Below are 24,246 nucleotides of genomic sequence, written 5' to 3'. Positions count from 1 at the left end.
CAGATGCACCCACTCAGCTCTTTATCGACGCATCCCTAGCGATCTTTGCCCGAAAACGGCCGAAGCCTGACAAACATCGTCACCCCCACGGGATCAGTTCCATAAATCCCCTGCAGCGGCTTGCCGACCCCATACGTCGTCACCTGCGCTCCAATCGCCGACGCCAGATGTGGCACCAAGTCTATATCCCGGTCGTACCCAAACGTATACGCCTGCACATGCGTCAGCGGCATCTCCTCAAATCCACCCGGCAACGCCTGCTCACCATTCAGCAACTCATTCGACCGCCCAGCATTCTCAATCCGCGTCCACACATGGTTTCGCTCCGCAAACCGCACCGTCGACTCCAGCAGGTAGCTGTTCTCCTTCCCGCCATCCTGCAACGACCGCGTTCGCCCCCACAGCGCCGTACTCGCCCAGTTCCCTCCTCGAAACGGTCGGTTGTACATCACCGAAGCCGTCATCCGCTCCTGATCCTCGTTTGGAAACAACTGCTCCGGACTCTTCAGCCGCGCATACGAGTACTGCCCGCTCCAGTCCTTACCCGGCTGCACCGTGAGCCGCGTCGACCACGAGTCGATCGCGCCTTGCTGAATCTCCCAACGATGCTCGTTTGGCTCTCGCCCATGAAAGCCACTCGCCTCCAGCCGCACCATCCCCTGTGTCAGCCCCACCGTCACCACATCTCCAGCAATATGGGTCGAGTCCTCCTGGTGGTGTCCCAGCGTCCCCACTGGGTTTTCAAACGCAGACGCCCGATGCGGATAAGCCGTAGGTCCAATCGAAGGATCACCAATCGGCGCCGCATAGAACGACAGCAGCGTCTTCGGTCCGAGCTTCCAGTCATACAGCGCCGCCAATTCCATAAAAAAGTCGTGCGGATGCTGACCGTCGGTGATCGGCACTCCAAACGCCGTCTCTCCCTGTTGAAACAGCAGTGGATAGCGCCGCCCCGTAATCGTCGCCGGCTCCAGCGAAAACATCGCACGCACAGTAAACTGACCAGGTCCAAGCTGGCGCTCCGCCATCGGCATCATCCAGTTAGTCGAGAAGAAGCCATCAGCTCCGCGCGCGCTCGTCTGCTGGGTGTTCACCACAAATGCATTCGCATGAAACATCAGCATCCACGGCCCCTTCATCTCCATCAGCATCGGCACCGGCGTCGAGTTCGGCTCCGCACTCGTCCCAGAAGACCCGTGATGCTGAATCTCCTGCAGAAACGTCTGCGGATTCATCTGGTCCATCAACTCCTTCAACCCGCCATCCATCGGCATCGGACCCGTCTTCATGCCCGGCATATCCATCGGCATGGCGGAGGGTGCGGCCGTTTTAGCAGGAGCCGAATCCTCCATTGGCATGCCCGGCATCGGCATACCCGGCATCGACGCAGGCTGTTGAGCGCCAGCACCCAGCGCACTTAAAACCACAAGACCCACTACAAAATTTCGCAACGTAAACCCTGACTTCCAGCCGATCACATTCGGCAGCTTGGAGAAACAGCGGACCAGCCGCGCCCTTCAAGGGCACAAGCCAGCATCCAGCAAGCTGAAGAGATGTGATCTAGACGCGAAGCGAGACAAACAATGGATAGAACGCGGAGCCATCACCAGGAGGTCGAATCTGCCGATATGGCTCTGATTCGAGTTCCGGTATCGCCACAGTGATTTGATCGGCCACCATCGCCACCGGGCTTGCCAGCAGCGTGAACGCCTCGTCACTCGCCCGCTCACTCGCGACCACGGCATGGCCGCATTGCATCGGAGCACACGCAGAGGATGCAACCTGCAACGAACCACGCAGCTCATCATTTCCCTGGCAGTGGTCGCAAGCCATCGGCATCGCACCCTGATCCATCGAGGCATCGGCGCACACCGTCTTCATGGAGTTGAACTGACATGACAGATCGCACACCGCCGCCCATGACGTTCCGCAAAATAGCAGAACAGCCAGAAGCGAAGCCGCAACTCGTCTCATGCTCAAATCAGATCCCCACCACCAGAATAACCCCAAAAGCTAAGCCACCGGCCAGTCCATCGGCTGATGCAACTTCTGCTCCAGCACCTTCGCCTCGGCGTGAAAGCCCGGAATCTCCTTCACCCATGCCGCATCCGGATCAAACGCATCCTGCGGAATCAGCCCGATCAGCTCACCTTCCGCCGTCCGCGTGCCGTTCAGATGCGCCAACTCCTGCACCTTCGCGTGCACCACCCGCATAGGAGTCATCCGGAAATCCGTAATATTCATCGAAACCTGCGCTCGTCCCTCACAGATCACCCCGATCGCCTTCACGCCATGCAATCCACCGTTCGCCGCACGAATCTCCCGCGCAATCGCCCGCGCCACCGAGATATCCGCGTCATCGAGATAGATGTTGTAAGCAATCAGAAAACTACGCGCTCCAACCGCACTCGCCCCAGCAGTCGCATGTAACTCCGGCCCACCGATATCGGGCCGTCGCGAAGCGTCCTTCTGCGAAGCCTCGCGCAGTCCCTCGAACTGTCCACGCCGCACGTCCTCCAGCAGCACGCGATCCGGACGTGCCGCCGCCGCACCATAGAAGTACACCGGCACACCATACCGCCGCCAGATCTGCAGCCCTGCCTGCCGCGCCAGCATCGCGCACTCCGCCAGCGACAAGCCACTCACCGGCACAAATGGCACTACGTCCGCCGCGCCAATCCGGGGATGCACGCCACTCTGCTGCGTCAGATCGATCAGCTTGGAAGCCACACCAACAGCCCGCACCGCCGCCTCAACCACCGCCTCCGGAGGCCCTGCCAGCGTGACGACCGACCGGTTGTGCGCCGCATCGAGCGACCAGTCCAACAGGTGGACGTGCTCCACCTGCATCGACGCCACAATGCGGCTCACAACCCCGCGGTCCGTTCCTTCAGAGAAGTTCGGCACGCATTCGATAATGGAATCAGGCTTCATGGCAGGAGAATCCTACAAAGGATTCGTTACTTCCACCAGCTATATCCAAGCGTGAACTGCACACTCGCATTCACACCCGGATTCTTGTCGCCCAGCGAGGCGCTTGAAATATGAACCGCATTCGCTCCGAAATCGATCGACCGTCGCGGCTTCACGAAATAGTGCATTCCAACACCACCCTGCGGCGTAAAGTTCCATACACTCGCCTCAGTATTCGGCCCATCGTTGCCAAGGTTCAGATCGGGCGAACCAAACGCAGGATACTTATGGTTCGTCCACAGCACCCCACCCGCAGCCTGCGCCCAATAAGCCATGCGCCGCGTACCCGAAAAGTTCCAACGCAAGATAATAGGCGTCACCGTCACGCCGCTGTAAGTTCCTCCAACCGTGTAGAGAGGTCCGCAGACTGTGCTCCCTTGCGCCACACCGGCAACGCACTTCGCTCGCTGAAACCTGGGCGTGTACGACTGCCAGAAGGGGTACAACTCCATCGCATACTCGAAGTTCCCATGCAGAAGGCCCGGCCCGAAGTTCGGCGTCAGCACCTTGCCCGCATGAACGCCGGCGCTCATGAAGTGGAAGCTCTCACGATTCTCCGTGAGCCCGTTGCCGCCCTGCACAATCGCACCAAACTCAATTGGCTTCGCAGCGGCCCCAGCATCGGAATAGAGCGGATTCAACACAGCCTGCCCCATCGCACTCGCGGCAGACATAACCAGCAGAGCCAGCACAGCAGCCCCACCAAAACCTCGTAACTTCTTCGTCAAAACTTGCTCCAAGGGTCGTACTCTTGTGGCCCAGCTTCAATCATAGGGCAGAGGCGACCAAAGGAAAGCCGCCGGCAGTCGGCGGCCTCCTGTTCAAACCTCTTCGTATGCTCGACCTAGTGTCCGGCAGCCGCCATTGCGGCCTCGTCCATGTCAAAGTTCGAGTACACATTCTGCGCATCGTCAAGGTCTTCCAGCACCTCAAGCAGTCGCATCATCTGCCCTGCCGGCGCGCCTTCGAGCTTCGTATAGGTCGACGAAATCATCGTCACCTCACCGTGCTCAGGCGTAATCTTCGCCGCCTTCAAAGCATTCGTCACCGCTTCGTAGTCCGCAGGAGCACATAGCACCTCCCAATTGTCGCCTTCATCCGAAAGGTCTTCCGCCCCCGCATCGAGCACGATCTCCGTAAGCTTCTCTTCAGAAGCTGCCGACTTCGCCACCACGATCACGCCCTTCTTCGAGAACATCCACGACACTGAGTTCGACTCGCCCAGGTTTCCGCCGTTCTTCGAAAACGCATGACGAATCTCGCTCACTGCCCGGTTCTTATTGTCCGTCAGCACATCGACGATCACCGCCACGCCACCCGGACCGTAGCCCTCATACGTAATCTCGTCGTAGTTCACGCCCTCGAGCTCGCCCGTGCCGCGCTGGATCGCCCGCTTGATATTGTCGGCTGGCATGTTCTCCGCTTTGGCCGCAGCTATCGCCGTTCGCAAGCGAGGATTGCCGTCAGGATCGCCACCGCCGCCCTTCGCAGCAATCGTAATTTCCTTGATCAGACGCGTGAAGATCTTTCCACGCTTGGCGTCGGTTGCGCCCTTCTTGTGCTTGATGGTTGCCCATTTTGAATGGCCGGACATGGTGTTCCCTCAACAGTGATCTATGCGCGCCGTTTGAATTCACGGCTCTTCAACCTTGCGAGTTTAGCATGTCCGTGCGATAGCCATTTCGCGCTCGGAACGCCTTGTGCGAGGTGCCCCCCACCCCCCTGTACCTGAAGTACCAAAGTCTTCAAAACAGGCGAGTTAGCGGAGTACCTGGTACCCCCGAAGTACCCCTGCCTGGGGCCTACGCCCGGGATTTGCGAGGCGTGGGGCCTGAGGATTTGTCAAGTTCTTCAGTCTTATTAATCCAGGATTTCAGCTACAAAGAGGTCCTTCATCGTCTCCCGCCGCCGAATCAGCCGCGCCGCCGAACCCTCCACCAGCACCTCCGCAGGCCGCACCCGCGTGTTGTAGTTCGAGCTGAGACTCATCCCATACGCTCCCGCATCCAGCAGCACCATGAGCTCGCCCGGCTTCACCTTCGGCAGCTTACGATCCCGCGCGAAGAAGTCCCCCGACTCACATACTGGCCCAACCACATCCACCACCTGCTCCGTCGCGGTTCCCTGCCGAACCGGCAGAATCTCGTGGTGCGCCTGGTAGAGCGATGGCCTAATCAGGTCGTTCATCCCCGCATCCGTAATCACGAACGTCTTCGCACCGTTCTTCTTCACATACAGCACTCGCGTCAGCAGCCCGCCCGCCTGTGCCACGATGAACCGTCCCGGCTCCAGCAGCAGGTGCAATCCCGAAGCCGCCGTCAATGCCGCCGCATAGCTCTTTACCTGCTCAGCCGGATCGAACGCAGCCGCACCATACTCAATCCCGAGGCCGCCACCAACATCCACATATCGGATATCGAGCCCATCCCGTTTCAACTCCCCGATCAAAGCCAGCACCCGTTCCAGCGCAGCCGCGAACGGCTCAACCGCACGAATCTGCGACCCGATATGAACGCTCACGCCCGCAGGATCAAGCCATCTGCTCCGTGCAGCCTTCCGGTAGATCGCCCGCGCCAGCCCAATATCAATCCCGAACTTATGCTCACGCAGCCCCGTCGATATATAAGGATGCGTGTCCGCGAACACATCCGGATTCACCCGGAGCGCAAACCGAGCCTGCTTCCCCAGCGCCTCTGCCCGCTCCGCCAGCAGCGCAAGCTCCGCCTCGCTCTCCACATTGAAGATCAGGATCTCCGCCTTCAACGCGGCGTCGATCTCCCAGACCTGCTTCCCTACACCGGAGAAGACGACCCGCTTCAACGCAGCTTTACTCGCCCGCCGGACCCGCTCCAGCTCCCCACCCGACACGATATCGAAACCCGCGCCCTGCTCCGCCAGCAATCGCAAAATAGCCAGGGCAGAGTTCGCCTTCACCGAATAGCAGACCGTATGCGGCTGCGTAAACGCATCAGCAAACAGAGAGAAGCGGTGCAAGATCTGATCAGCCGAATACACATACAACGGCGTGCCCTGCTCCTCGGCAAGAGCCGTCAGGTCAACGCCGTCGCAGAGAAGCTGACGCTTGCGGTACATGAAGGGGCGATGCGCAATGATCAAATCGCAGCGCTCTCCGAAGTCGAAGCCCCAGGCGGCGGAGGGGGCGCTGGCGGCACACCATACGGCAACGCATACTGCCCATCTGGAATAATGATCCAGGCCGCAATGTACGCAAACAACGCCACACCGGTCAGCAGGGTGATGACCACCGCTCCAAGGCGAACCACGTTCAAGTCCCATCCATAGTGCTCAGCGAGTCCAGAACACACACCCGCAATCACACGAGGCGAACGCGGACGAACAAGCTGCCCGCGAAAGGCTCCGGGCGGCGGAGGAGGGGGATAGCCGGAAGTCGCCTTTGCTTCAGCAGGAAGCGCCGCACCGCAGGACGGGCAAAAGCGCGCCGTTGATCCGAATTGGTTTCCACAACATGAGCAATACATAGCAGAGCTCCGAAGACATCATCTTTACATACGGCGACCCGCAGCGGAAGGTTCCCTTTCGCTACTTTCCGTCATAAGGCGCCTTCAAATACCGCCGCGCCGCATCCGCCTGCGACTGGTCCCCGCCACCCGCAGCCGCCATCTGGTACTGCTTTACCGCTCCCCCGCGATCGTGCAGCAGGTCCAGCATCTGCCCCGCATTCAACTGCGCCCGCCGCCGCAGCCAGTCGCTGCAGTTCGGCTGCTCCGACGCCTCGAGATAATGCTTCGCCGCATCCGTAATATCGTTCTGACCCCGCTCCGTATCCGCCAGTCCAAACCACGCCATCTGCAGCCGAGGATCGATAAAATATCCCGGCTTGCGCGCATCCGCCAGCACGTCACGATACGCCGCAATCGCCTGCGGGCCGTTCCCTTCATCCTTCGTCAAATTCGCCTGCTCCAGCCGAAAGAGATAGTCATGTGGAAACTCCTGCGCCAACCCCTGCTGCACTACCAAAGCTTCGGGATATCGCCCATCGTGCCGCAGAAAAAGCGACAGCGTCGTCCGCGATTCGATCCGCGTCACGATGCCGTAGGTCGCCGCATCCCGCAGCATCCCAAGCCCCTTCTCCCGGCTCCCGCCCACACCCGCGATACCCACCATCATCCGCACCAGCCGAGGGAGACTCGCCACCGCAAACTGCTGGATTCCCACCGCCATCTTGGCGTCCTGGTAACCCGCGTCGAGCTTCAACACCGCTTCGCTGTCATTCCGGGCCGCCAATCCCTGCCGTGCCGCCGTCACATAGCTGTGGTCCGCCAGCGTGATAAAGGCAGCATGCATTCCACGCGCATACCCTCGTGCAAACAAAGCATTCTTGTCGTCGGGATTCTGCTTCAACGCCTGGTCGCAAAGCGCAATCGCCGAATCCGTCAACGACTCAATCCGCTGCCGCGTCCCGTCTGCGATCGAAACCGTCCGCTTCGAACTTAGAAAAGAGTCGTGAGCGTAGTAGGTCGTATCCAGCAGATCCTGGTGATACAGTTCGCGAAAGATCAGCACCATCAGCACGTAGTCCGTCGCCATCGGGTCCTGCGGATGCGCCCGCTGCACCGCTTCAAACATCCCCAGCGCCCGGTCGTAGTCCAGGTTGTAGAAGGCTGTATGCGCGTCGCGGACATCCTGCTGCAGGTTGATCGGGTCCGTATGTTTCGCCGCATCCGGCGGAAGCCCACCCGGCTGCCCCATTGCTGTGCTTGCCATCGCGCAGCCCAGCAGCACAACGGCACAGGCTATTCCCAGAAATTTAGCTCGCAACTTCATCCTGCGCCAACGATACATATCTCCACTCAGATGCCCAAATACCCTTTTGATCACCTCGTCAAAATAATCTATCCGGGGGTTGATTCGTATGTCGGGTCTCGCACGTACACTAAAGCGATTACGGGCCCCGCACATGCAAGTCAAGGGGACGCTGAGACGTTATCTCCATGACTAGACTTGAGTTGCTGCAGTTGCTCGTAGGTCAGGCCCGCGCCAATGGGTTTGAGTTCAGGCGTTGGTATATCGTGAGGCTCGGCTTGCCTTGGAAGAACCCTTCAGAAGCTGTCAGCACCCTCGTGGAACAGCGGCGATACTACGCCCTGCTCTTCTCCCACGAGTTTGCCGTGAGCTTCTGGAAGGCGGGCGGCCAGATCACCTTCCAGGTGCCTCCCCAGACCTTCACCCGCAAAATGGCTGACGGCCGCATCAACACCGTTCAGCGGAAGGGCTACATGCGGCGCAGCGCCCGCGAGAACGCCTGGCTCTACCATCTCCGCGAGATGGCCGCCGCTGAAGACCCTCTCCGCTACATGCGCCGCTATCTCCGCGTCGTCGAGGATCTGGACACCGAAACCACCAACACCTCCATCATCCCTGACGATCAGACCCTCTCGACAGACCGTGAGCCGCACGAATAGCACACACCTGGCGCAGATGGTGCTGTCCGTGCATCAACTGGAAGCGTCGCCACTGCTGCGCACCTAGAGGACCCAGCACGCCGTGGCTGATCGCCCTCTTCCTTCCGAATAGACCTTCCATCTCCGCCGTCAACCGGTCGAAGCGTTCCAGAAGCTCCGCAGCCCGGACCGCCAGCACCTCGCCCGCAACTGCCTCGCCCGCATCAGGCGGCGTCACCATCGCCGGAGCCCTCCTGCCCGTCGGGAAATACCCACACTGAAACACCGCGAATTGAGCGACCCTCTGGCGCATGTCAGGCGAAGCCTTCGTCGGCGTACCCTTCGCCACACGCCCCTCCACCACCGCGCAGCTCGACCGATACGTCAGCAGCAGATGCTCCATGACCTGCTGGATGCTCCACTTCGCCGGATCAGTCAACGGACGAAGCTGCGTCTGCTCCGCACTCAAACCGCTGAGGCTGTCACGAATCTCATTCTGAAGCTTATCGAGGATCGGGTGCATGGCTGGTCGCAAGCTTACCCCGCCAGCATCAAACCGTCACGTCTTCCCTGAAACTAGTGCAGCCCGGCCAACGCCTTCTGCGCCGCAGCCATCTTGTCCCCGTTCGGCTCCAGTTGCAGGTAGGTGTTGTACTCGGCGACAGCCTCGTCCTTCTTCTGCAGCTTCTCCGCAGCCTGCGCCAGCGCGAAGTGACTCTCAGCGTCGTCGGGCATCGCCTTCGTCGCATCCTTGGTCCGCAGATAGGCCGCCGTAAAGTTGCCGCGAGAGGTGTAGAACTTCGCCACGCTCAGGTCTTCGGTCACCCGATCGTCGTTCGACTGCGCATTGACCTTCGCCAGCTTCCTCCGGCTCCGCACGGGTGAGGCCTCGCCATCATCCCCAGCCCTCCGAGCGTCATCGACACCCGGCGGCACCGAGTCACTGCTGGAACTTGATCCAGAGCTACTGCTGCTACTCGAACTACTGTCATCCCCCGGAGCAGGCGAGCCCGGCGCCTTTGACCCCGAGCCTGCAGAACCCGGCGCAGGCGAATCCGGGACATACCGTGGCGTATTCCCCTCCGGCACCGCATCCGGCGACTTGCTCGTCTCACCCGGATACGGAAACTGGTCCCCCGTCCCTCCCGTCTTCGCCGCCGGAGCAGCAGCAGGAGCAGCCTTCTGTTCGCTACCCGGAAATGGAAACTGCTCCGCAGTCGAAGGCTTCGCCGCCGCAGGAGCCTTCGGTGCATCCCCCGGAAACGGAAACGCCGCACCAGCCGCAGGAGCGGCAGCTGCCGGCGCACTCGGAGCCGCAACCGCTCCCGGCGGCGGGCACACCGGAGCCTTCACCTTCGGATCAGGGGCCACCGGAAACTTCGCATTCGGCTGCACAGCGCACGGGTCAACCGTGAGTTCAGGCGGTGGCGGCACATACTTCTGCGCCACACACACTCCTGCGCTCACTATCAGCCACACCACAACGCGCCCTGAAATCCGACTTACCATCGCCATCATTTTACCTCGTACCCTCACCAATGACCGCAGCACTGTCCGCCCGCAGCAAGCATCCAATGATCGATAACGGTCCTCACCGGCGATTTGTTATAGTCGGCAACAGACCACCCTCCGGACCCCGACACCCCTATGCAGCCAGGCCTCATCATCCGCTCCTCCACGATCCACGCCGCCGGCTGCTACACCACACGCTCCATCAAGAAGGGCGATCGCGTCTGTGAGTATGACGGTCCCCGCATGACAAAGGAAGTCGCCGACGAGCGATACGCCGACCGATTCGTCACCTATCTCTTCGGCTACGGCGACGGCAACATGGTCATCGACGGCTTCGGCACCCCCATGTTCATCAATCACTCCTGCGCCCCGAACTGCGAGACCGAGGACGATAACGACCACATCTACGTCCTCGCCCTCCGCGATATCGCCGCCGGCGAAGAACTCACCTACGAGTACAACCTCTACGACTCCGACGACGAGGAAGGCTCCTGCCACTGCGGAGCACCCAACTGCAGAGGCACCATGTTCTCCGACCTCGAACTAGCCCGCCGCGCCAAAAACGCAAAGAAAGCCACCCAGAAAGAAGCCCGAAAAGCCGGAGCGAAGTAAACAACTCCATAGAGGGACGGTGGACGGAACGTTCAGCGTCTACCCGTCAAAGCAGGGTCGGGGCAAGCAATCCTCTGTCGCGCCCGTCTACTCCAATAGTCAGGAGAAGCTTGATGACACTCGAAGAGTTTGTCGCTGGCAGCGGACAATTCCATCCGCCTGCTCTTCGCGCCCTGTGGCTCGCAAATCGAGGAGAGTGGGAGCAGGCGCATGAGGTCGCACAATCAGACGACAACCCCGAAGGAGCGTGGGTGCACGCCTACCTCCATCGCGTCGAAGGCGACACCGCGAACGCTGGCTACTGGTACAGGCGCGCACACCGGCCAACTCAAAGCGGCGACCTCCATACCGAATGGCAAAGCATAGTCACCGAGCTACTGCAACGAGTAGTCTGAACCGGAAAAGACTTGCACTGGATCAATGCATTCGCAGAAAGAAGGCCGCCATCGTCATCGCAAGCTGGAACGTCAACTCGATCAAAGCCCGTCTTGACCACGTAACCGCATGGCTGAGTTCGCGCAATCCCGACGTCCTCCTCCTGCAGGAACTCAAAGGAACCGAGTTCCCTTCCGCAGCTTTTCAGGAGTTGGGCTACGAAAGCGTCGCCGTCCCCCAGAAGGCCTACAACGGTGTAGCCATACTCTCTCGATCGCCGATCGAATCCGTCAGCACCGTGCTCTCCGGAGATGAGGCCGACACCCACGCCCGCTACCTCGAAGTCATGATTGCCGGTATCCGCATCGTCGATATCTACCTGCCCAACGGCAACCCCGTCGGGACCGAGAAGTTCGACTACAAACTCGCATGGATGCAACGCCTCCTGACCAAAATGAGCGAGTGGAAGAGCGATATGATCCCAACCGTTATCGGCGGCGACTTCAACGTCATCCCGGAAGATATCGACTGCCACAAGCCAGCCTCGTGGGTTCGCGACGCGCTCTTCCAGCCCGAAACCCGGGCGCTCTACCGTGCCATGCTCGACCTCGGCTACACCGACGCCTTCCGCTCCCTGCATCCTGCGGAGATCGGCCAGTTCACCTTCTGGGATTACTTCCGCCAGGCCTTCGACCACAATCGCGGCGTCCGGATCGACCACTTCCTCGTCTCCCCGTCGCTCCAATCCAGAATCGAGCGCTGTGAGATCGACAGAGGGCCCCGCGCCCAACTTAGGCCCTCCGACCACACGCCAATCCTCCTCACGCTGAGCTAGATACCCACGCTTCTGACTCAGGCTCGCTCCCCCGGTACAATCGACCTAGCTCTATGGCTTACCAGGTTCTAGCTCGCAAGTACCGCCCCCAACGCTTCGCAGACGTCGCCGGACAGGATCACGTCACCGTCACCCTGATGAACGCGCTCACCCAGCAGCGCATCGCCCACGGCTACATCTTCTCCGGCCATCGCGGCATCGGCAAAACCACTATCGCCCGCATCCTTGCCATGGCGCTCAACTGCCGCAACACTATCGGCACCGAGCTCCGCCCCACCGCCGAGCCCTGTGAGGTCTGCGAGTCCTGCACCGAGATCAAGGCCGGCAACGCCGTCGATGTCATCGAGATCGACGCCGCCACCAATCGCGGCATCGACGAGATCCGCGAACTCCGCGACGCCGCCCGCTACCGGCCTGCCCGCGACAAGTACAAGATCTACATCCTCGACGAAGCCCATCAGATCACCGACGCGGCATTCAACGCCCTCCTCAAGACCCTCGAGGAGCCACCCGACCACATCGTCTTCATGATGGCCACCACCCAGCCCGAGGACATCCCCCAGACCGTCCGCTCGCGCTGCCAGCACTTCAGTTTTCATGCCGTCAAGCTCGTCGACATCCTCTCCGAACTTCGCGGCATCGCCACCAAGGAAGGCATCGACGCCGATGACGCCGCCCTCGGCCTGCTCGCCGAAGCCGGTGACGGCTCCATGCGCGACGCCCTCTCCATCATGGATCAGGCCATCGCCTCCGCCCCCGTCACTGATGGCCGCGCCGTTTTAGACGCCTCGCAGATTCGCGAGCTCATGGGCACCGTTCCCAATGCAGTCTTTGAAAAGATTCTCCAGGCTGTCGACGCCAACCGCTCCGCCGAGGTTATGACGGTAGCCAACCAGCTCCTCGACTCCGGCAACTCGCCCGCCCAGCTCGCCCGTCAGTGTTGCCGCTATCTCCGCAACGCGCTTATCGCCAAGATCGCCGGTATCGACGTTGACGGCAACACCACCAACGGCACCGCCGCCGAACTCCTCCAGATCTCCCCTGACGAGCAGCGCCGCGCCGGCCGCACCGCCAGCCTCTTCACCGAAGAGGAGCTCACCCGCTTTCTTCAGGTCATGCTCCGCACGTTCGACGAGCTGGGATATAGACAGGAGCAACGCTTCCACTTCGAGCTAGGCCTCCTGAAGCTTGTTCACCTGCGCCGCCTCCTGCCGGTAGAAGAACTCCTCAGCGCGATCCCCGTCTCCCCCGGCTCCGGCGGAACCCAGCGCGGCATCGCCCCACCCAAGTCAGCCGAGCCACAAGCGCAGATCCAGACCCCACAACTTACGGCTCCACAAAGCCGGGTTCCCCAGGAACTCCCCGAGCCCGCAAAACCAGCCTTCTCCCCCTTCCAGCAAAGCACCGACCGCAAGCGCTTCGATGATCCGCCAGCAGCGCCGCAGCCCATCAAACCAGCAGCCGCCGTCGTCGACATCCCAAGAGACAAACCAACTCCACCCGAGCTCCCAAAGCCAGCCGAGCTCAAGCTCCCCGATCCTTTACCGCTCCCCGTCGACATCCCGATGCCGACACCTGTTCCGGTGCCACTCTCCATTCCGGTCGAGATCGAAACCTCAGCACCCGAACCCGAGCAGCCCCTGACGCCTGAGCCTCTAGTCCTAAGCGAACTCCACGCCGAGGCCCCGACTCATCAGGCAACACCGCAGGCCATCGCCCTACAGCAAGCCGCAGTCGAAGCCCTCACAAGCGCCAAAGGCCAGCAATCCGCCGCCGACGCCATGGACGATGCGGAATGGACCGTCGATGGTGCCATCCTCAAGGTTCAGACCAACGTCTCCAAGACCATGCTCCCCATCGTCATCAACGCCGAGGCCGAAAAACTCATTCGCGCCACCCTCACCGGCACCGGTCTTAAGCTCACCCTGCTCGCGGGAGCAGGCGCTGCAGCCGCAGCGAAGAAACCTCGCGCTGCCAAGGCAGGGTCGGCACAATCCAAAGCCAACGCGCATCCAATCGTTCAGGAGGCGCAGCGCCTCTTCAACGCTGAAATCCGCACCGTCATCGACCTCCACGAAGGAGACTAGAACCATGGACTTTTCCGACCTCGGCAAGATGAAAGAAATGATGTCCCAGGCCAAGCAGATGCAGGAGGAGATGGAGCAGAAGCTCGCCTCCACCGTCGTCGAAGCCACCTCCGGCGGAGGCGTCGTCACCGTCAAGATGAACGGCAAGAAGGAAGTTCTCAAGCTCAAGATCGACCCCACCGTCATGGGCAGCTCCGCCAGCGATCTCGAACTCCTCGAAGACCTCATCATCGCCGCCATGAACGAAGCCGGCCGCCGCGCCGATCAGGCCATGCAATCCTCCGTAAAGGGCATGATGGGCGGCCTCAACCTACCCGACCTCCCTGGCCTCAACTAGCGCCAGTAAAGATGACCGGAGCAATGCGAAAGGGAGAGACCCCCGCATTCCGCCGTTGCCGGTTCCTGCTTTAGCTCTCAATAAAGGTAGCCATGTCCACCCGCTTCGCCGAACCCATGTCGCGCCTCATCGAAGAGCTTCGCAAGCTCCCTGGCATCGGCACCAAATCCGCGCAGCGCCTCGCCTTCCACATCCTCCGCTCCCCCGCCTCCGACGCCGACGCGCTCTCCCACGCCATCCGCGAACTCAAGCAGCACCTCCGCCTCTGCTCCATCTGCAACAACATCACCGACGTCGACCCTTGCACCTACTGCACCAGCCCCACCCGCGACCAGCGCCTCATCTGCGTCATCGAAGAACCCACCAACATCGCCACCATCGAGAAGACCCGCAGCTACAACGGCGTCTATCACGTCCTCCACGGCACGCTCTCGCCCATCGGCGGCGTGGGCCCAGAGCAGCTCCGCATCGCCAATCTGCTCACCCGTGTGCCGAACGTCGACGAAATGATCCTCGCCACTTCGCCCACCACAGAGGGCGAAGCCACCGCCGGCTACCTCTCCCACGAGCTCCGCCGCCTCAGCACCACCCTCAAGATCACCCGCATCGCCACCGGCGTCCCCGCCGGGTCCGACATCGAGTATGCCGACGAGATCACCATGACTCGCGCACTCGAAGGCCGCCGCGACTTCTAAGTTCTCCGCGATGCAGAACGCGCCGCACGACCGGATTGGTGCCCGAGAGCTTCAAGTTGCCGCAGCCGACCTCCTTACCACGTTCAAAAATGGTTACTACGTTCTCGCCGCAATAACAGGTACACACGCCCCGGCTCCGGGCACAAACGGCATCACCTTACAATCTGCTTCGATCTCGAAACCCCTGTCAATACAGGAGTTCCCAGCTTGATCTCCATCTCATGGGGCGCTGAGAATCCTCATCCGCAGAGCCATAGCTAAAAACAGGTAACCAGCGCCGGTGTAGACGCAAGGCCGAAATCCGGTCATATTCCGTTCCGTTTTGGCGCCCACGGGTTACGAGAGATCGTCCCCCGAATAATATTTTTAGCAAACTATAAGAGTTATGGACGAATCTACCTAGGAGCACTACTTATTACTGAATGTAGGGAGTTACTTCCCTATCCGCAGTAACAATTTTTCTTGCTCGATGTGGGTACTGAACTTCTCAAAGTCGTATATCGGGGCATAAAAGGCAAAAACTAATAATTGACTTAGTTCGTTGAGATAGAAGAGTGTAGCGAAAACGGTGTAGTACGCGAATGCAAGTAGCGCGGACTTTACGTCGTGTTCACTTTCTATCTAGTTCTTATTTTCTACCTAGTTCTTAATTCGAAAGGCTGTCATGATTCTCTCTGGTTATAAGTTCGCTAACAAACTCGCCCTCGCTGCAATCCTTCTCACCTCTGCCGCAGCAATCACTCCCTCCGCCTCAGCCTCAGCCCAGCAGCCTGCAGCTACAACGACCGTCAAGCAGGACCTCGTCCGCACCTTCAACTTCGTTGGCTTCGATACCACCGGCATCAAGTTCGACCTTGAGTCCGACCCAAGCTACGCCGCCGATAGCGCGAACTACAAGTACCACCTCTACATCAACAGCCAGTTCAATGGCGCAGTTGTTGCCTTCAGCAACGACACCGTTGCCATCCACAATCTTGCCAACGCCGCAATCCTTCTCTACGAAGTAGGTCAGGTAAAGAATGTAGTCACTGGTGCAACCGGAAGCCTCTAACCTACGAGGCATCAACTTATGTATCCCAAGTCTGCCGCAGTACTGATCGACTTTAAAACTAACTCGGATAACTATGAGTAAGTTCTAATAAATAGCGACGGCCACCTTTAATCAGGTGGCCGTAACCTATTTTAGTTTTAGCTACTAACATCCAGCCCAACCTACTTCGCTCGTGGATGCGTCTCGTCGTACACCCGCTGCACCTGTCCGACGGTCAACTGCGTATAGCGTTGTGTCGTCGACAAACGCTCGTGCCCCAGCATCTCCTGGATCGCCCTGAGGTCCGCACCCTCCTCCAGCATGTGCGTTCCAAATGCGTGGCGCAGCGTATGCGGATGCACGTCCGCAGCGAGTCCACGCGACCGCGCGATCGCCTTCACAATCCGCCCTACACTCCGCGTCGTCAGTCGGCAATCACCGCGCATCCGCAGGTTCGTCAGCAGCGGCCCCTCGTGGACGAGGCCGCCCTTCCCCGCCGCAACCAGCTTTGCCTCACGCCCTGGCAGATACTCCCGCACCGCCAGTGCTGCCTCGTCTCCCAACGGCACCAGCCGCTCCTTCTTTCCCTTGCCTCGTACAAGCACAGCGTCGTTATTCCACTGGACGCTCATCATATTCAGCCCCACCAACTCCGAGTTTCGAATCCCGCACCCATACAGCAACTCGAAGATCACCCGATCCCGCTCCGGCCAAACACTCTCTTCCTGCCCATCCGACGACCCGACCGGCCCCGCTCCATCCAGCGAGTTCAGCACTCGGTTCACCTCCTCCATACTGGGAACCCGCGGCAGATGCATTGGCCGTTTCGGCGTGCTCACCAGCAGCGCAGGATTCTGCAACACCTTACCCTCCTTCGCCAGCCACTTGAACCAGCTCCGCACCGCCGCCAGTGCCCGCGCCGCACTCGCCTTCGTCAACCCCCGCTCATACAACACGCCAAGGTACGCGCGAATATGCAGGTGCTCCACCGACCCGATCGCCGCATCCTTACCCAGTGCCTTCTCGAGATAAGCCGCAAAGCTCCGCACCTCCCGCACATAAGCCCGCAGCGTATGCTCACTCGACCCACGCTCATCCGCCAGCATCGCCAGAAACTGTCCCGCCAGCCCCGTAATCTCACCTGTCGCTACGGTCGCCTCACCATCCAAAGCATCACTCATACACCCACCCGCCGCTTCCCGCGCGGATGATGCAGCCGATGCACCGCCTTCAGATGTCCCAGCGCCACATGCGTGTACACCTGCGTCGTCGAAATATCCGCATGCCCCAGCAGCGTCTGCACACTGCGCAGGTCCGCCCCATGCTCCACCATGTGCGTCGCGCAACTATGCCGCAGCGTATGCGGACTCGCCTTCTTCCCATCCAACTTCGCCGTCGCCCGCACCATCTCCCACACCCACTGCCGCGTCAGCGCCTTGCCCCGCACACTCAGAAACAGGTTCCGCTGCACCGCACCCGCATGCGCCAGCCCCGGTCGACCTATCGCGAGATAGCGCTCCAGCGCCGCCACCGCCCGCTCTCCCAGCGGCACAATCCGTTCCTTGTCGCCCTTACCCCGCACCTGTGCCCGCGCCTGATCGAGGTGCAGGTCCTCCACGCGCAGCGCGCAGATCTCCCCCACTCGCAGCCCTCCCGCGTACAGCAGTTCAAGGATCGCGTGGTCCCGCAGCGCCAGCCCATCCGCATCCGCGCTCCTGGCCGCGACAGCCGTCCGCTCGAGCATCGTCGCAACATCAATCTCCGCCAGCGACTTCGGCAGAATCTTCCAACTCACCGGCGTCTCTATATTGACCGTGGGATCGCTCCCGACCCGCTTGTCCATCAGCAGCCATCGATAAAACCCGCGCAGGCAGCTCAGCTTCCGCGCAATCGACCGCGACTCCACCCCATGCCCCCGCATCCTCTGCATATGCGCGCTTACATCCGCCTGCGTCGCCGAAACCAGCAGCCCCGCCCGCCCCTCAACCTGCTCGGCGAACTGCTCCAGGTCGTTCCGATACGCCTCACACGTAGCCGGCCGCATGCCCTTCTCGACCTGCAGATACGCGATGTACTCACCGATCAGCCGCGCGTTCCCCGCCAACTCTCCATCTACAGGCATACCGCTCATTATCTCGCCGCTACCCCCGCCCAACGCTCGTAACCTGCACTCCGGCACCAGCCTTGCCAGCATCACACACAGCACTGCCACAAACCGCTGTATCGTGAACTACAGCCCCGAAAGGAACCACCATGGCCCTCTGCGAGCACCTCAAGCACAGCAAATACAAGGCTCCGAAAGTCCACGTCTGCGAAGAATGCGTCAAGCTCGGCGACGAATGGGTCCATCTCCGCACCTGCCTCGAGTGCGGCCACGTTGGCTGCTGCGACTCCTCAAAAAACAAGCACGCCACCAAGCACTACAACCACGTCAAACATCCCGTCATCGCCTCCGCCCAGCCCGACGAGCGCTGGCTCTACTGCTACATCGACGACCAGATGGCCGAGTAGCCCATCCCTTGCGACCCTACTCTGCCGTGTGCTCTACTGCCGTCCTCGCCCGAAGCACGCCGTCCCGGTATCAGGAGAAGTCAATCCACATGCGAAGCCACCTCTACGCCGCCGCCCTCCTTCTAGCCTTTAGCGTCGCCAACCTCCCGGCGCAAACCCCCTCCGCCGATAAGGACATCGACGAACTCTCCCACCACGCCCTCACCATGGACGAGGTCACCCGCTTCGCCCAGACCTTCGCCGACATCACCAAATTCGCCAAGGCGCACCCGGACGCCTCCTCCGTCATGCAGCCCGGTGACGATAAGCAGGAGTCCATCGCCAACATCGACCAGCGCATCTCCGCCCACCCGGAGGTCGTCGCCCTCATCACCCAGCATGGCTTCACCGTCCATGATTTTGTCGTCGCCGAGCTCACCATCCTCACCGCTGGCCTCATCGTCGCGCTCGAGCAGCCCGGCACCGACACCGCCAAAGCCGCCGCTGAAGCCCACGTCAACCCCGCCAACATCACCTTCATGAAGCAGCACAAAGCCGAGTTCGCCGAGATCCAGAAGAAGTACGGCCTGGGCAGCTAGACAGGCCGCCGACCCACATCCTGCACGGTCGCCTCCTCGCCCGCCTTCCACTGATAAACTCAACACAGTCATGTTTGAAAACCTAAGCGATAAACTCCAGCGTTCCTTCAAAAACCTCCGCGGCCAGGGCACCATCTCCGACGAAAACATCGCCGAGGCCCTCCGCGAGATCCGCCTCGCCCTCCTCGAGTCCGACGTGAACCTCTCCGTCGTCACCGAACTCGTCGAGCACATCCGCGTCCGCGCCCTCGGCACCCAGGTCACCACAGCCCTGTCGCCCTCCGAGCAGATCGTCAAGATCGTCCACGACGAACTCGTCAACCTCCTCGGCAAAGACACCGCCCGCTTCCAGAAGTCCTCCCAGCCGCCCAGCGTCATCCTCATGGCCGGGCTACAGGGATCAGGTAAGACCACGACGAGTGGCAAACTCGCCCAGTGGCTCAAAAAGGCTGGCCACCGCCCCATGCTCGTCTCGGTGGACGTCTACCGTCCCGCCGCCCGCGAGCAGCTCGCCATCGTGGCCCGCTCCATCTCCGCCCAGCTCTACGAGGGCAAGCTGACGGAGCAGAACCCCGGCACCGACGAAGTCCTCCGCCTCGCCCGCGAAGCCAAGCGCGAGGCCGCCTCCTTCGGCTGCGACATCCTCATCGTCGACACCGCTGGCCGCAACCAGATCGACGGCACCCTCATGGACGAGATGGCCGCGCTCAAGAAGCTCCTCAATCCGAGCGAGATCCTCTTCGTCGCCGACGCCATGACCGGCCAGGACGCCGTCAACTCCGCCAAGGCCTTCAACGATCTCCTCTCCATCACCGGCGCCATCCTCACCAAGATGGACGGCGACGCGCGCGGCGGCGCAGCCCTCTCCATCCGCCACGTGACGGGTGCCCCCATCAAGTTCCTGGGCACCGGAGAAAAGCCCGACGCCTTCGAGCCCTTCCACCCAGACCGCATCGTCTCCCGCATCATGGGCCACGGCGACATCGCCACCCTCCTCGAGCGCGCCGAAGCCACCCTCGACAAGGGCAAGGCCGAGCAGTTCGCCAAGAAAGCCCTCTCCGGCGACGGCTTCACGCTGGAGGACTTTCGCGACCAGCTCCGTCAGATCAAGAAGATGGGCTCCATGCAATCCATCCTCAAGATGCTCCCCTCAGTCGGCCCCTTTGCAGGCATGGCGCAGGCCGCCGAGAACGTCGACGAAAAGCAGTTCACCCGCGTCGAATCCATCATCAACTCGATGACCAACAAGGAACGGCGCGACCACGAGATCATCAACGGCAACCGGCGCAAACGCATCGCCAAAGGCTCAGGCACCAGCGTGCAAGAGGTCAACAACCTCCTCCGCCAATACGCCCAGATGCGCAAGATGTTCAAGACAATGGGTGGCGGCATGGGCGGCGGAATAAAAGCCCAGCAACGCATGATGAGCCAGATGCAACAACAAAAACAACGGTTTGGGCGCTAAGTATTTCGAGCAAGGTCTTCGACACGAATGCCCTGTTCTTTGAGCCAATCGACGGCTTTGGATACTTCCTTCACTGAATCGAGATCTTTAGAAGCCGCGAACCTAAGATCGTCGAGTATCTGATCTTTGAGCAGGCTCTGTTGCTCAGAAGGCACGTTTTCCAGCTGGCGAATGTGACAGATCGCCCGAAACACCTCATATTTCCAATATCCGTTCGCGCCCTTTTTGTCGCGGATCTTCATCGCGCTTTCAATCTCCGCAAGCGCACCTTGAACATCGCTCAGGTTCTGCTCATACAACGCATACGCCAGTTGAGCGCGAGTCCGGTGGTAGCGGTTCGTGCTATCGCAAGCTTTGAGCGCGCGGAATATCGGGATAACCATTGCAGCTACCTTCTGCTCCCGGCTTGTATCCCTTGCGTCCTTTCTCTCTTTTCTTGCCGTGTAAAAAACCTGCACTTTCAACGCAGGCGACCCTTCGAAGAGCGCTCGATCCAGCACGTCTTGCGTTGGAGGCGTATCGCCTGACGCGGGCTCAAGCACCTTTTGCATGAGGTTCAGCGCGATTGCGTCCTTATCTGGTTGCGCCTGAACGGTGGAAAGCGCGGCAGCCACCTGTTCGCTCTTCGACTCCATCGTCGAAACCTTTGCAGCAAGCCGCGCCGTCGCTTCCGATTCTGCACTTGCAAACTCTTTTCTTAGGTAGATACGGGTCCACAGATAACCGATCAAAAAACCGCAGACTGAAAAGAAAATGACGATCAAAACACCAATGGCACCAGCCCCCGCAGTATCACCAAAGCCTGGTTTGAGCGCGGAACTCAATACGCGGATTGCAACTGGCAGCTTCGATATCTGAGTTAGCCCCACACCAACAAGCATCTTCGTGAGCCAGTCAGAGATCTGCTCCAGATTTGTATTCACACCGAAGTTCACTTGCCGATCAGGACCATGGCGATCAGGGCCAACACCGAACGCGGTCAATCTCTCCGTGCTCGAAGAAGCATCTCTTTCGAAGCCGTCGCTTTCTTTTGAGGAAGGATTATTGCCACTGAGAGTTCGTGGAATTCCAAAAAGAAAGCCCAGAAATATTCCGACGATGAGGGCAGCAAGGGCAATGCTCAGTGTGTAAGTCAAAGCAGCAAAGAAACCTGAAACAGAATGCGGCTTTGCACTTCCTGCGTATCCCAATTCAATAAAAGCGGCGAAGACACTCAGGAAGATAAGAGCTACCCAGGCTTCATGGCGTCCTTCCACCCAGGTCGCGATTCTGTCACGGATGATAATCACGATTCCGATAGGACGACCAGTTGCCTGCATTGGCATACGTTTCTCCGGCATATGACGAGGTCTGCCGAGGATATATGCGAACGGAATCGTGTCAATGTAAATCTTGCTTGCTTATCGCCTTACGCAGCCGGGTGACACATCCTTCATATTCTTATCGTGAAGGGGTGGGAGTGAACAACGCTATAGCAGCTTTAGAAAAGGCTCCCCGGTAGGTTCACTTACTCCGGCTTACCAGTCTCATACACCGGAATATTTGGAGTAACCTTCCGCGAGATAAACTCCCGCAGCAGGTTATCCGCAGCATGCCCCGCAAGATCCAGAAACCCATTCCGAATCGTCAGACCAGCCCCACGATCATCCGCCGAATGGTAAGCATTCGAGATCGCCCCCGACGCAAATGATCCCAGCACAAACGAGTAAGCAGGTTGCCACTTGCCGTTATCCCCCTTAGCAACCACCGCCGACCGAAGCGCATACCACGCACGCTCTCGCACCGTTCCCGATCCCATGTAGAAGTAGCGCGGGTCCTGATGGAAGATCGACGGAAACACCGCGCTCGAAAGCATCCGCCCAATCGCATCATCTGCATAGCCCGCACCATAGCGCTTCGCATAGCCCTTCGCTCCCTGCCCATAGCCAGGAAAGGTATTCCGCGCCTGCTCGATCCCCGATGCCACTCCCACCGCAAGAAAGGTCACAGGGTCCGCGACAGAATGCAGCCCAAGGTCATACTTCTGCTTGCGCGTCAGCGGAGCCGCATCCCAGACGTAGCTCGTATAGAAGTTCGGAAAGATCCCGAACGCCCGCTGCTTCTCCGCCTCCTTGATCTGCTCCTGCGCCAACTGCTCCTGCGTCACCACCACCGTTACATCGGTGCTCGTGGCCGCAATCGGCAGATCAATGCGCGGCAACTCACGCCGCTCACCAACCTTCAGCCCGATCTCCGAAGACACAAACGTCTCCAGCCCGGAAGCAGTAATTGTCAGCTTGAACCTTCCCACGTCGAGATCCGCAAAGCTGAATCTCCCATCCGTCCCCGCTGTGGTCACCCGCTCGTCCGTTCGCCCATGCTCCAGCAGCGTCACCTTCGCCCCCGGAACCAGCCCACCGTTGATGTCCATCACCACGCCGCTGATGCTTCCAGTCCCCTGCACCACCGCCGTTTGCCCAAACCCCGGAGCATCCGGAAGTCCCACATCCACCGTCGAAGGACCGTGACTCTCCTGCGCCGACATCCTCATCGACACGCAACAAAGCAGCGCCAACACCACAGGCCCGAACAGCGACCCACCCTTGGAAATGAAGTAGCTAAATCTCTCGGAGGAAAAAGATGGCAGGTATTTCATACTTCAACCATACCGGCCGAACGTGATCTGAAGATGAAGCCATGATGTCGCCCTACCAGAAACACAACCCGGCAGCCGGCGTCCTCTCCTATGAAATCCTCGAGAACGCCATCATCATCGAGTTTGTCGACCACAAATTCCGCTACCTCTACAACACGAGCAAACCCGGCCTCAAGCATGTCAACACGATGAAGCGCCTGGCTCTTGAAGGTAAAGGCTTGTCCACCTACATCAATCAGCACGTCCGCGAACACTACGCCCAAAAGCTGCCAAGAGAAAACGGCCCCTCAGATTGCCGAGAGCACGAATAAATTAGCGGACGATTCACTTTACGTAACAGTTCTGCATCACACTCCATGAAACGAAATTCATCCGCATGGAGAACGTACCAATGATTATTCTTCTGATCGTCCTGATCCTGCTTTTTGGCTTCGGCGGCGCACGTATGGGCCCTGGCCTCGGCTACTACGGTGGAGGCGGTATCAGCCTGATCCTCTTGATTGTGCTCATCCTGCTTCTGCTCAAAGTCGTCTAGGAGCGAATGCCCGGTCTCCATTCAGGGCCGGGCATTTGCTTCACAGCAGCTTCGTCATGCGAACAACTTCTATCCTTAGTCCCGCACCAACCGGCACCTGAACCACCGCTTCCCGGCGATAACCTTTCGCGGTGTAGAGCGCCACTCCAGCCAGCGTACTTCCCATCTCAGCCTTCCAGAATCCAGCCTTCGCTGCACGATCTTCTGCAGCCCGGAGCAGCCTGCTGCCCAGCCCCTTGCGAGCGTAGTCCGGATGCACAAAGATCGCCCGAATCTTCGCTGCGTCAACCGCAGCATCCAATATCCCATCCTCAGCAGATTCAATCTGGTGGTCGCCGCCGTAGAGCGTCTTGCGATAGCTCCATCCACCGCACCCCGCCATCCGGTCACCATCCATTGCAACCAGATAAGTTCCATCGGCGATTAGCCTGCTGTCTACCGTAAACACCGTAGCCAGCGCCGCCTCACGCTCAGCCTCACCGTACTCCATCTGCAAACCGCGAACGGAAGCCGCGATCAACTCCCGAATCGCCGGAATATCTCCCGTCTTTGCCACCCTAATTATGAAGTTCATCGCAAGAGTATAAAGCGCAGCAAAACGGCCGCCGCCCCTGAGGACGACGACCGTTTCATTCAACTGACT

The 24,246-nt window shown here is 59.9% G+C and carries 28 protein-coding genes; 13 read left to right on the top strand and 15 right to left on the bottom strand.

Annotated features, from left to right (window positions below; all coding sequences use genetic code 11):
- Positions 1–35: 35 nt before the first annotated feature.
- The 8 genes from OHL20_RS16450 to OHL20_RS16415 form a co-directional block, all read right to left on the bottom strand.
- Positions 36–1,451: a hypothetical protein gene (locus tag OHL20_RS16450; RefSeq protein ID WP_263384263.1), complete on the bottom strand. Its 1,416-nt coding sequence runs from the start codon at positions 1,449–1,451 to the stop codon at positions 36–38.
- Positions 1,452–1,560: 109 nt separating this feature from the next.
- The gene (locus OHL20_RS16445; protein ID WP_263384262.1) at positions 1,561–1,974 is read right to left on the bottom strand and encodes a hypothetical protein; all 414 of its coding nucleotides are present in this window, start codon (positions 1,972–1,974) and stop codon (positions 1,561–1,563) included.
- A gap of 39 nt (positions 1,975–2,013) precedes the next feature.
- Positions 2,014–2,934, bottom strand: coding sequence for a glutamate formimidoyltransferase (ftcD, locus tag OHL20_RS16440; RefSeq protein ID WP_263384261.1), 921 nt, complete (start codon positions 2,932–2,934; stop codon positions 2,014–2,016).
- Between the two features lie 26 nt (positions 2,935–2,960).
- Positions 2,961–3,701 (bottom strand): acyloxyacyl hydrolase, encoded by a 741-nt coding sequence (locus tag OHL20_RS16435; RefSeq protein ID WP_263384260.1) that lies wholly within the window; start codon positions 3,699–3,701, stop codon positions 2,961–2,963.
- Positions 3,702–3,817: 116 nt separating this feature from the next.
- Positions 3,818–4,567, bottom strand: coding sequence for a YebC/PmpR family DNA-binding transcriptional regulator (locus OHL20_RS16430; RefSeq protein WP_263384259.1), 750 nt, complete (start codon positions 4,565–4,567; stop codon positions 3,818–3,820).
- Positions 4,568–4,833: 266 nt separating this feature from the next.
- Entirely contained in the window at positions 4,834–6,066 is a 1,233-nt protein-coding gene (gene lysA, locus OHL20_RS16425) for a diaminopimelate decarboxylase (protein ID WP_263385029.1), read from the bottom strand.
- A 20-nt stretch (positions 6,067–6,086) separates the two neighbouring features.
- Positions 6,087–6,473, bottom strand: coding sequence for a PspC domain-containing protein (locus tag OHL20_RS16420; protein ID WP_263384258.1), 387 nt, complete (start codon positions 6,471–6,473; stop codon positions 6,087–6,089).
- A gap of 61 nt (positions 6,474–6,534) precedes the next feature.
- Positions 6,535–7,719, bottom strand: coding sequence for a tetratricopeptide repeat protein (locus tag OHL20_RS16415; protein WP_263384257.1), 1,185 nt, complete (start codon positions 7,717–7,719; stop codon positions 6,535–6,537).
- Positions 7,720–7,946: 227 nt separating this feature from the next.
- Here OHL20_RS16415 and OHL20_RS16410 point away from each other — a divergent pair, with 227 nt between their 5' ends.
- Positions 7,947–8,417, top strand: a complete 471-nt coding sequence (locus tag OHL20_RS16410) for a hypothetical protein (RefSeq protein WP_263384256.1) — start codon at positions 7,947–7,949, stop codon at positions 8,415–8,417.
- On the opposite strand, the gene OHL20_RS16405 is transcribed toward OHL20_RS16410, so the two are convergent.
- On the bottom strand, positions 8,368–8,919 hold the full coding sequence (locus tag OHL20_RS16405) for a DinB family protein (RefSeq protein ID WP_263384255.1): 552 nt from the start codon (positions 8,917–8,919) through the stop codon (positions 8,368–8,370). The two genes, OHL20_RS16410 and OHL20_RS16405, sit on opposite strands and share 50 nt — an antisense overlap.
- Before the next feature lie 53 nt (positions 8,920–8,972).
- Positions 8,973–9,914 carry a tetratricopeptide repeat protein gene (locus OHL20_RS16400; protein ID WP_263384254.1) on the bottom strand — a complete coding sequence of 314 codons (942 nt, stop codon included), beginning with the start codon at positions 9,912–9,914 and terminating at the stop codon, positions 8,973–8,975.
- A gap of 129 nt (positions 9,915–10,043) precedes the next feature.
- On the opposite strand from OHL20_RS16400, the gene OHL20_RS16395 reads away from it, so the two are divergent.
- From OHL20_RS16395 to OHL20_RS16365, 7 genes are all read left to right on the top strand, one after another.
- The gene (locus OHL20_RS16395; RefSeq protein WP_263384253.1) at positions 10,044–10,520 is read left to right on the top strand and encodes an SET domain-containing protein; all 477 of its coding nucleotides are present in this window, start codon (positions 10,044–10,046) and stop codon (positions 10,518–10,520) included.
- A 113-nt stretch (positions 10,521–10,633) separates the two neighbouring features.
- The gene (locus OHL20_RS16390; protein WP_263384252.1) at positions 10,634–10,915 is read left to right on the top strand and encodes a hypothetical protein; all 282 of its coding nucleotides are present in this window, start codon (positions 10,634–10,636) and stop codon (positions 10,913–10,915) included.
- Entirely contained in the window at positions 10,873–11,730 is an 858-nt protein-coding gene (gene xth / locus OHL20_RS16385; protein WP_263384251.1) for an exodeoxyribonuclease III, read from the top strand. The genes OHL20_RS16390 and xth overlap by 43 nt, the downstream gene beginning before the upstream one ends.
- 53 nt (positions 11,731–11,783) lie before the next feature.
- Complete coding sequence (gene dnaX / locus OHL20_RS16380) at positions 11,784–13,817, top strand: DNA polymerase III subunit gamma/tau (protein WP_263384250.1); 2,034 nt, start codon at positions 11,784–11,786, stop codon at positions 13,815–13,817.
- Between the two features lie 4 nt (positions 13,818–13,821).
- Complete coding sequence (locus tag OHL20_RS16375; protein ID WP_263384249.1) at positions 13,822–14,154, top strand: YbaB/EbfC family nucleoid-associated protein; 333 nt, start codon at positions 13,822–13,824, stop codon at positions 14,152–14,154.
- A gap of 92 nt (positions 14,155–14,246) precedes the next feature.
- On the top strand, positions 14,247–14,849 hold the full coding sequence (gene recR / locus OHL20_RS16370; RefSeq protein ID WP_263384248.1) for a recombination mediator RecR: 603 nt from the start codon (positions 14,247–14,249) through the stop codon (positions 14,847–14,849).
- A 664-nt stretch (positions 14,850–15,513) separates the two neighbouring features.
- A complete protein-coding gene (locus tag OHL20_RS16365; RefSeq protein ID WP_263384247.1) occupies positions 15,514–15,900 on the top strand; it encodes a hypothetical protein in 387 nt (128 codons plus the stop codon).
- 161 nt (positions 15,901–16,061) lie between these two features.
- Here the strand turns inward: OHL20_RS16365 and OHL20_RS16360 are convergent, their stop codons facing one another.
- Both OHL20_RS16360 and OHL20_RS16355 read right to left on the bottom strand, forming a co-directional pair.
- The gene (locus tag OHL20_RS16360; RefSeq protein WP_263384246.1) at positions 16,062–17,060 is read right to left on the bottom strand and encodes a tyrosine-type recombinase/integrase; all 999 of its coding nucleotides are present in this window, start codon (positions 17,058–17,060) and stop codon (positions 16,062–16,064) included.
- A complete protein-coding gene (locus tag OHL20_RS16355) occupies positions 17,057–18,001 on the bottom strand; it encodes a site-specific tyrosine recombinase (RefSeq protein WP_263385028.1) in 945 nt (314 codons plus the stop codon). Before OHL20_RS16355 ends, OHL20_RS16360 begins: the two co-directional genes overlap by 4 nt.
- Before the next feature lie 131 nt (positions 18,002–18,132).
- On the opposite strand from OHL20_RS16355, the gene OHL20_RS16350 reads away from it, so the two are divergent.
- The 3 genes from OHL20_RS16350 to ffh all read left to right on the top strand — a co-directional run bounded on the left by OHL20_RS16350 (position 18,133) and on the right by ffh (position 20,433).
- Positions 18,133–18,390, top strand: a complete 258-nt coding sequence (locus tag OHL20_RS16350; RefSeq protein WP_263384245.1) for a UBP-type zinc finger domain-containing protein — start codon at positions 18,133–18,135, stop codon at positions 18,388–18,390.
- Between the two features lie 89 nt (positions 18,391–18,479).
- On the top strand, positions 18,480–18,968 hold the full coding sequence (locus tag OHL20_RS16345; protein WP_263384244.1) for a hypothetical protein: 489 nt from the start codon (positions 18,480–18,482) through the stop codon (positions 18,966–18,968).
- A gap of 70 nt (positions 18,969–19,038) precedes the next feature.
- Positions 19,039–20,433, top strand: coding sequence for a signal recognition particle protein (gene ffh / locus OHL20_RS16340; RefSeq protein WP_263384243.1), 1,395 nt, complete (start codon positions 19,039–19,041; stop codon positions 20,431–20,433).
- On the opposite strand, the gene OHL20_RS16335 is transcribed toward ffh, so the two are convergent.
- Both OHL20_RS16335 and OHL20_RS16330 read right to left on the bottom strand, forming a co-directional pair.
- Entirely contained in the window at positions 20,430–21,758 is a 1,329-nt protein-coding gene (locus OHL20_RS16335) for a hypothetical protein (protein WP_263384242.1), read from the bottom strand. The two genes, ffh and OHL20_RS16335, sit on opposite strands and share 4 nt — an antisense overlap.
- 182 nt (positions 21,759–21,940) lie before the next feature.
- Positions 21,941–23,068, bottom strand: coding sequence for a carboxypeptidase-like regulatory domain-containing protein (locus OHL20_RS16330; RefSeq protein WP_263384241.1), 1,128 nt, complete (start codon positions 23,066–23,068; stop codon positions 21,941–21,943).
- A gap of 41 nt (positions 23,069–23,109) precedes the next feature.
- Between OHL20_RS16330 and OHL20_RS16325 the strand changes: the two genes are divergently transcribed.
- Positions 23,110–23,379: a hypothetical protein gene (locus OHL20_RS16325; RefSeq protein WP_263384240.1), complete on the top strand. Its 270-nt coding sequence runs from the start codon at positions 23,110–23,112 to the stop codon at positions 23,377–23,379.
- Positions 23,380–23,459: 80 nt separating this feature from the next.
- Positions 23,460–23,603 carry a DUF3309 family protein gene (locus OHL20_RS16320; protein WP_263384239.1) on the top strand — a complete coding sequence of 48 codons (144 nt, stop codon included), beginning with the start codon at positions 23,460–23,462 and terminating at the stop codon, positions 23,601–23,603.
- A gap of 40 nt (positions 23,604–23,643) precedes the next feature.
- Here the strand turns inward: OHL20_RS16320 and OHL20_RS16315 are convergent, their stop codons facing one another.
- A complete protein-coding gene (locus OHL20_RS16315; protein WP_263384238.1) occupies positions 23,644–24,240 on the bottom strand; it encodes a GNAT family N-acetyltransferase in 597 nt (198 codons plus the stop codon).
- Between the last annotated feature and the right edge of the window lie 6 nt (positions 24,241–24,246).

It is taken from the genome of Granulicella arctica (assembly GCF_025685605.1).
Lineage (GTDB): Bacteria > Acidobacteriota > Terriglobia > Terriglobales > Acidobacteriaceae > Edaphobacter > Edaphobacter arcticus.
This window is presented reverse-complemented; position numbering and strand designations above follow the sequence as displayed.

Bases quoted from the DNA above. Each gene is read 5' to 3' on its own strand.
- OHL20_RS16430 (WP_263384259.1), bottom strand. From the start codon at position 4,567: ATGTCCGGCCATTCAAAATGGGCAACCATCAAGCACAAGAAGGGCGCA.
- OHL20_RS16420 (WP_263384258.1), bottom strand. From the start codon at position 6,473: ATGTATTGCTCATGTTGTGGAAACCAATTCGGATCAACGGCGCGCTTT.
- OHL20_RS16320 (WP_263384239.1), top strand. From the start codon at position 23,460: ATGATTATTCTTCTGATCGTCCTGATCCTGCTTTTTGGCTTCGGCGGC.
- OHL20_RS16345 (WP_263384244.1), top strand. From the start codon at position 18,480: ATGCGAAGCCACCTCTACGCCGCCGCCCTCCTTCTAGCCTTTAGCGTC.
- dnaX (WP_263384250.1), top strand. From the start codon at position 11,784: ATGGCTTACCAGGTTCTAGCTCGCAAGTACCGCCCCCAACGCTTCGCA.
- OHL20_RS16375 (WP_263384249.1), top strand. From the start codon at position 13,822: ATGGACTTTTCCGACCTCGGCAAGATGAAAGAAATGATGTCCCAGGCC.
- OHL20_RS16415 (WP_263384257.1), bottom strand. From the start codon at position 7,719: ATGGCAAGCACAGCAATGGGGCAGCCGGGTGGGCTTCCGCCGGATGCG.
- OHL20_RS16395 (WP_263384253.1), top strand. From the start codon at position 10,044: ATGCAGCCAGGCCTCATCATCCGCTCCTCCACGATCCACGCCGCCGGC.
- OHL20_RS16335 (WP_263384242.1), bottom strand. From the start codon at position 21,758: ATGCCAATGCAGGCAACTGGTCGTCCTATCGGAATCGTGATTATCATC.
- OHL20_RS16390 (WP_263384252.1), top strand. From the start codon at position 10,634: ATGACACTCGAAGAGTTTGTCGCTGGCAGCGGACAATTCCATCCGCCT.
- OHL20_RS16410 (WP_263384256.1), top strand. From the start codon at position 7,947: ATGACTAGACTTGAGTTGCTGCAGTTGCTCGTAGGTCAGGCCCGCGCC.
- OHL20_RS16445 (WP_263384262.1), bottom strand. From the start codon at position 1,974: ATGAGACGAGTTGCGGCTTCGCTTCTGGCTGTTCTGCTATTTTGCGGA.
- OHL20_RS16325 (WP_263384240.1), top strand. From the start codon at position 23,110: ATGATGTCGCCCTACCAGAAACACAACCCGGCAGCCGGCGTCCTCTCC.
- recR (WP_263384248.1), top strand. From the start codon at position 14,247: ATGTCCACCCGCTTCGCCGAACCCATGTCGCGCCTCATCGAAGAGCTT.
- OHL20_RS16365 (WP_263384247.1), top strand. From the start codon at position 15,514: ATGATTCTCTCTGGTTATAAGTTCGCTAACAAACTCGCCCTCGCTGCA.
- ftcD (WP_263384261.1), bottom strand. From the start codon at position 2,934: ATGAAGCCTGATTCCATTATCGAATGCGTGCCGAACTTCTCTGAAGGA.
- OHL20_RS16355 (WP_263385028.1), bottom strand. From the start codon at position 18,001: ATGCCTGTAGATGGAGAGTTGGCGGGGAACGCGCGGCTGATCGGTGAG.
- OHL20_RS16400 (WP_263384254.1), bottom strand. From the start codon at position 9,914: ATGATGGCGATGGTAAGTCGGATTTCAGGGCGCGTTGTGGTGTGGCTG.
- OHL20_RS16360 (WP_263384246.1), bottom strand. From the start codon at position 17,060: ATGAGTGATGCTTTGGATGGTGAGGCGACCGTAGCGACAGGTGAGATT.
- OHL20_RS16405 (WP_263384255.1), bottom strand. From the start codon at position 8,919: ATGCACCCGATCCTCGATAAGCTTCAGAATGAGATTCGTGACAGCCTC.
- lysA (WP_263385029.1), bottom strand. From the start codon at position 6,066: ATGTACCGCAAGCGTCAGCTTCTCTGCGACGGCGTTGACCTGACGGCT.
- ffh (WP_263384243.1), top strand. From the start codon at position 19,039: ATGTTTGAAAACCTAAGCGATAAACTCCAGCGTTCCTTCAAAAACCTC.
- xth (WP_263384251.1), top strand. From the start codon at position 10,873: ATGGCAAAGCATAGTCACCGAGCTACTGCAACGAGTAGTCTGAACCGG.
- OHL20_RS16350 (WP_263384245.1), top strand. From the start codon at position 18,133: ATGGCCCTCTGCGAGCACCTCAAGCACAGCAAATACAAGGCTCCGAAA.
- OHL20_RS16330 (WP_263384241.1), bottom strand. From the start codon at position 23,068: ATGAAATACCTGCCATCTTTTTCCTCCGAGAGATTTAGCTACTTCATT.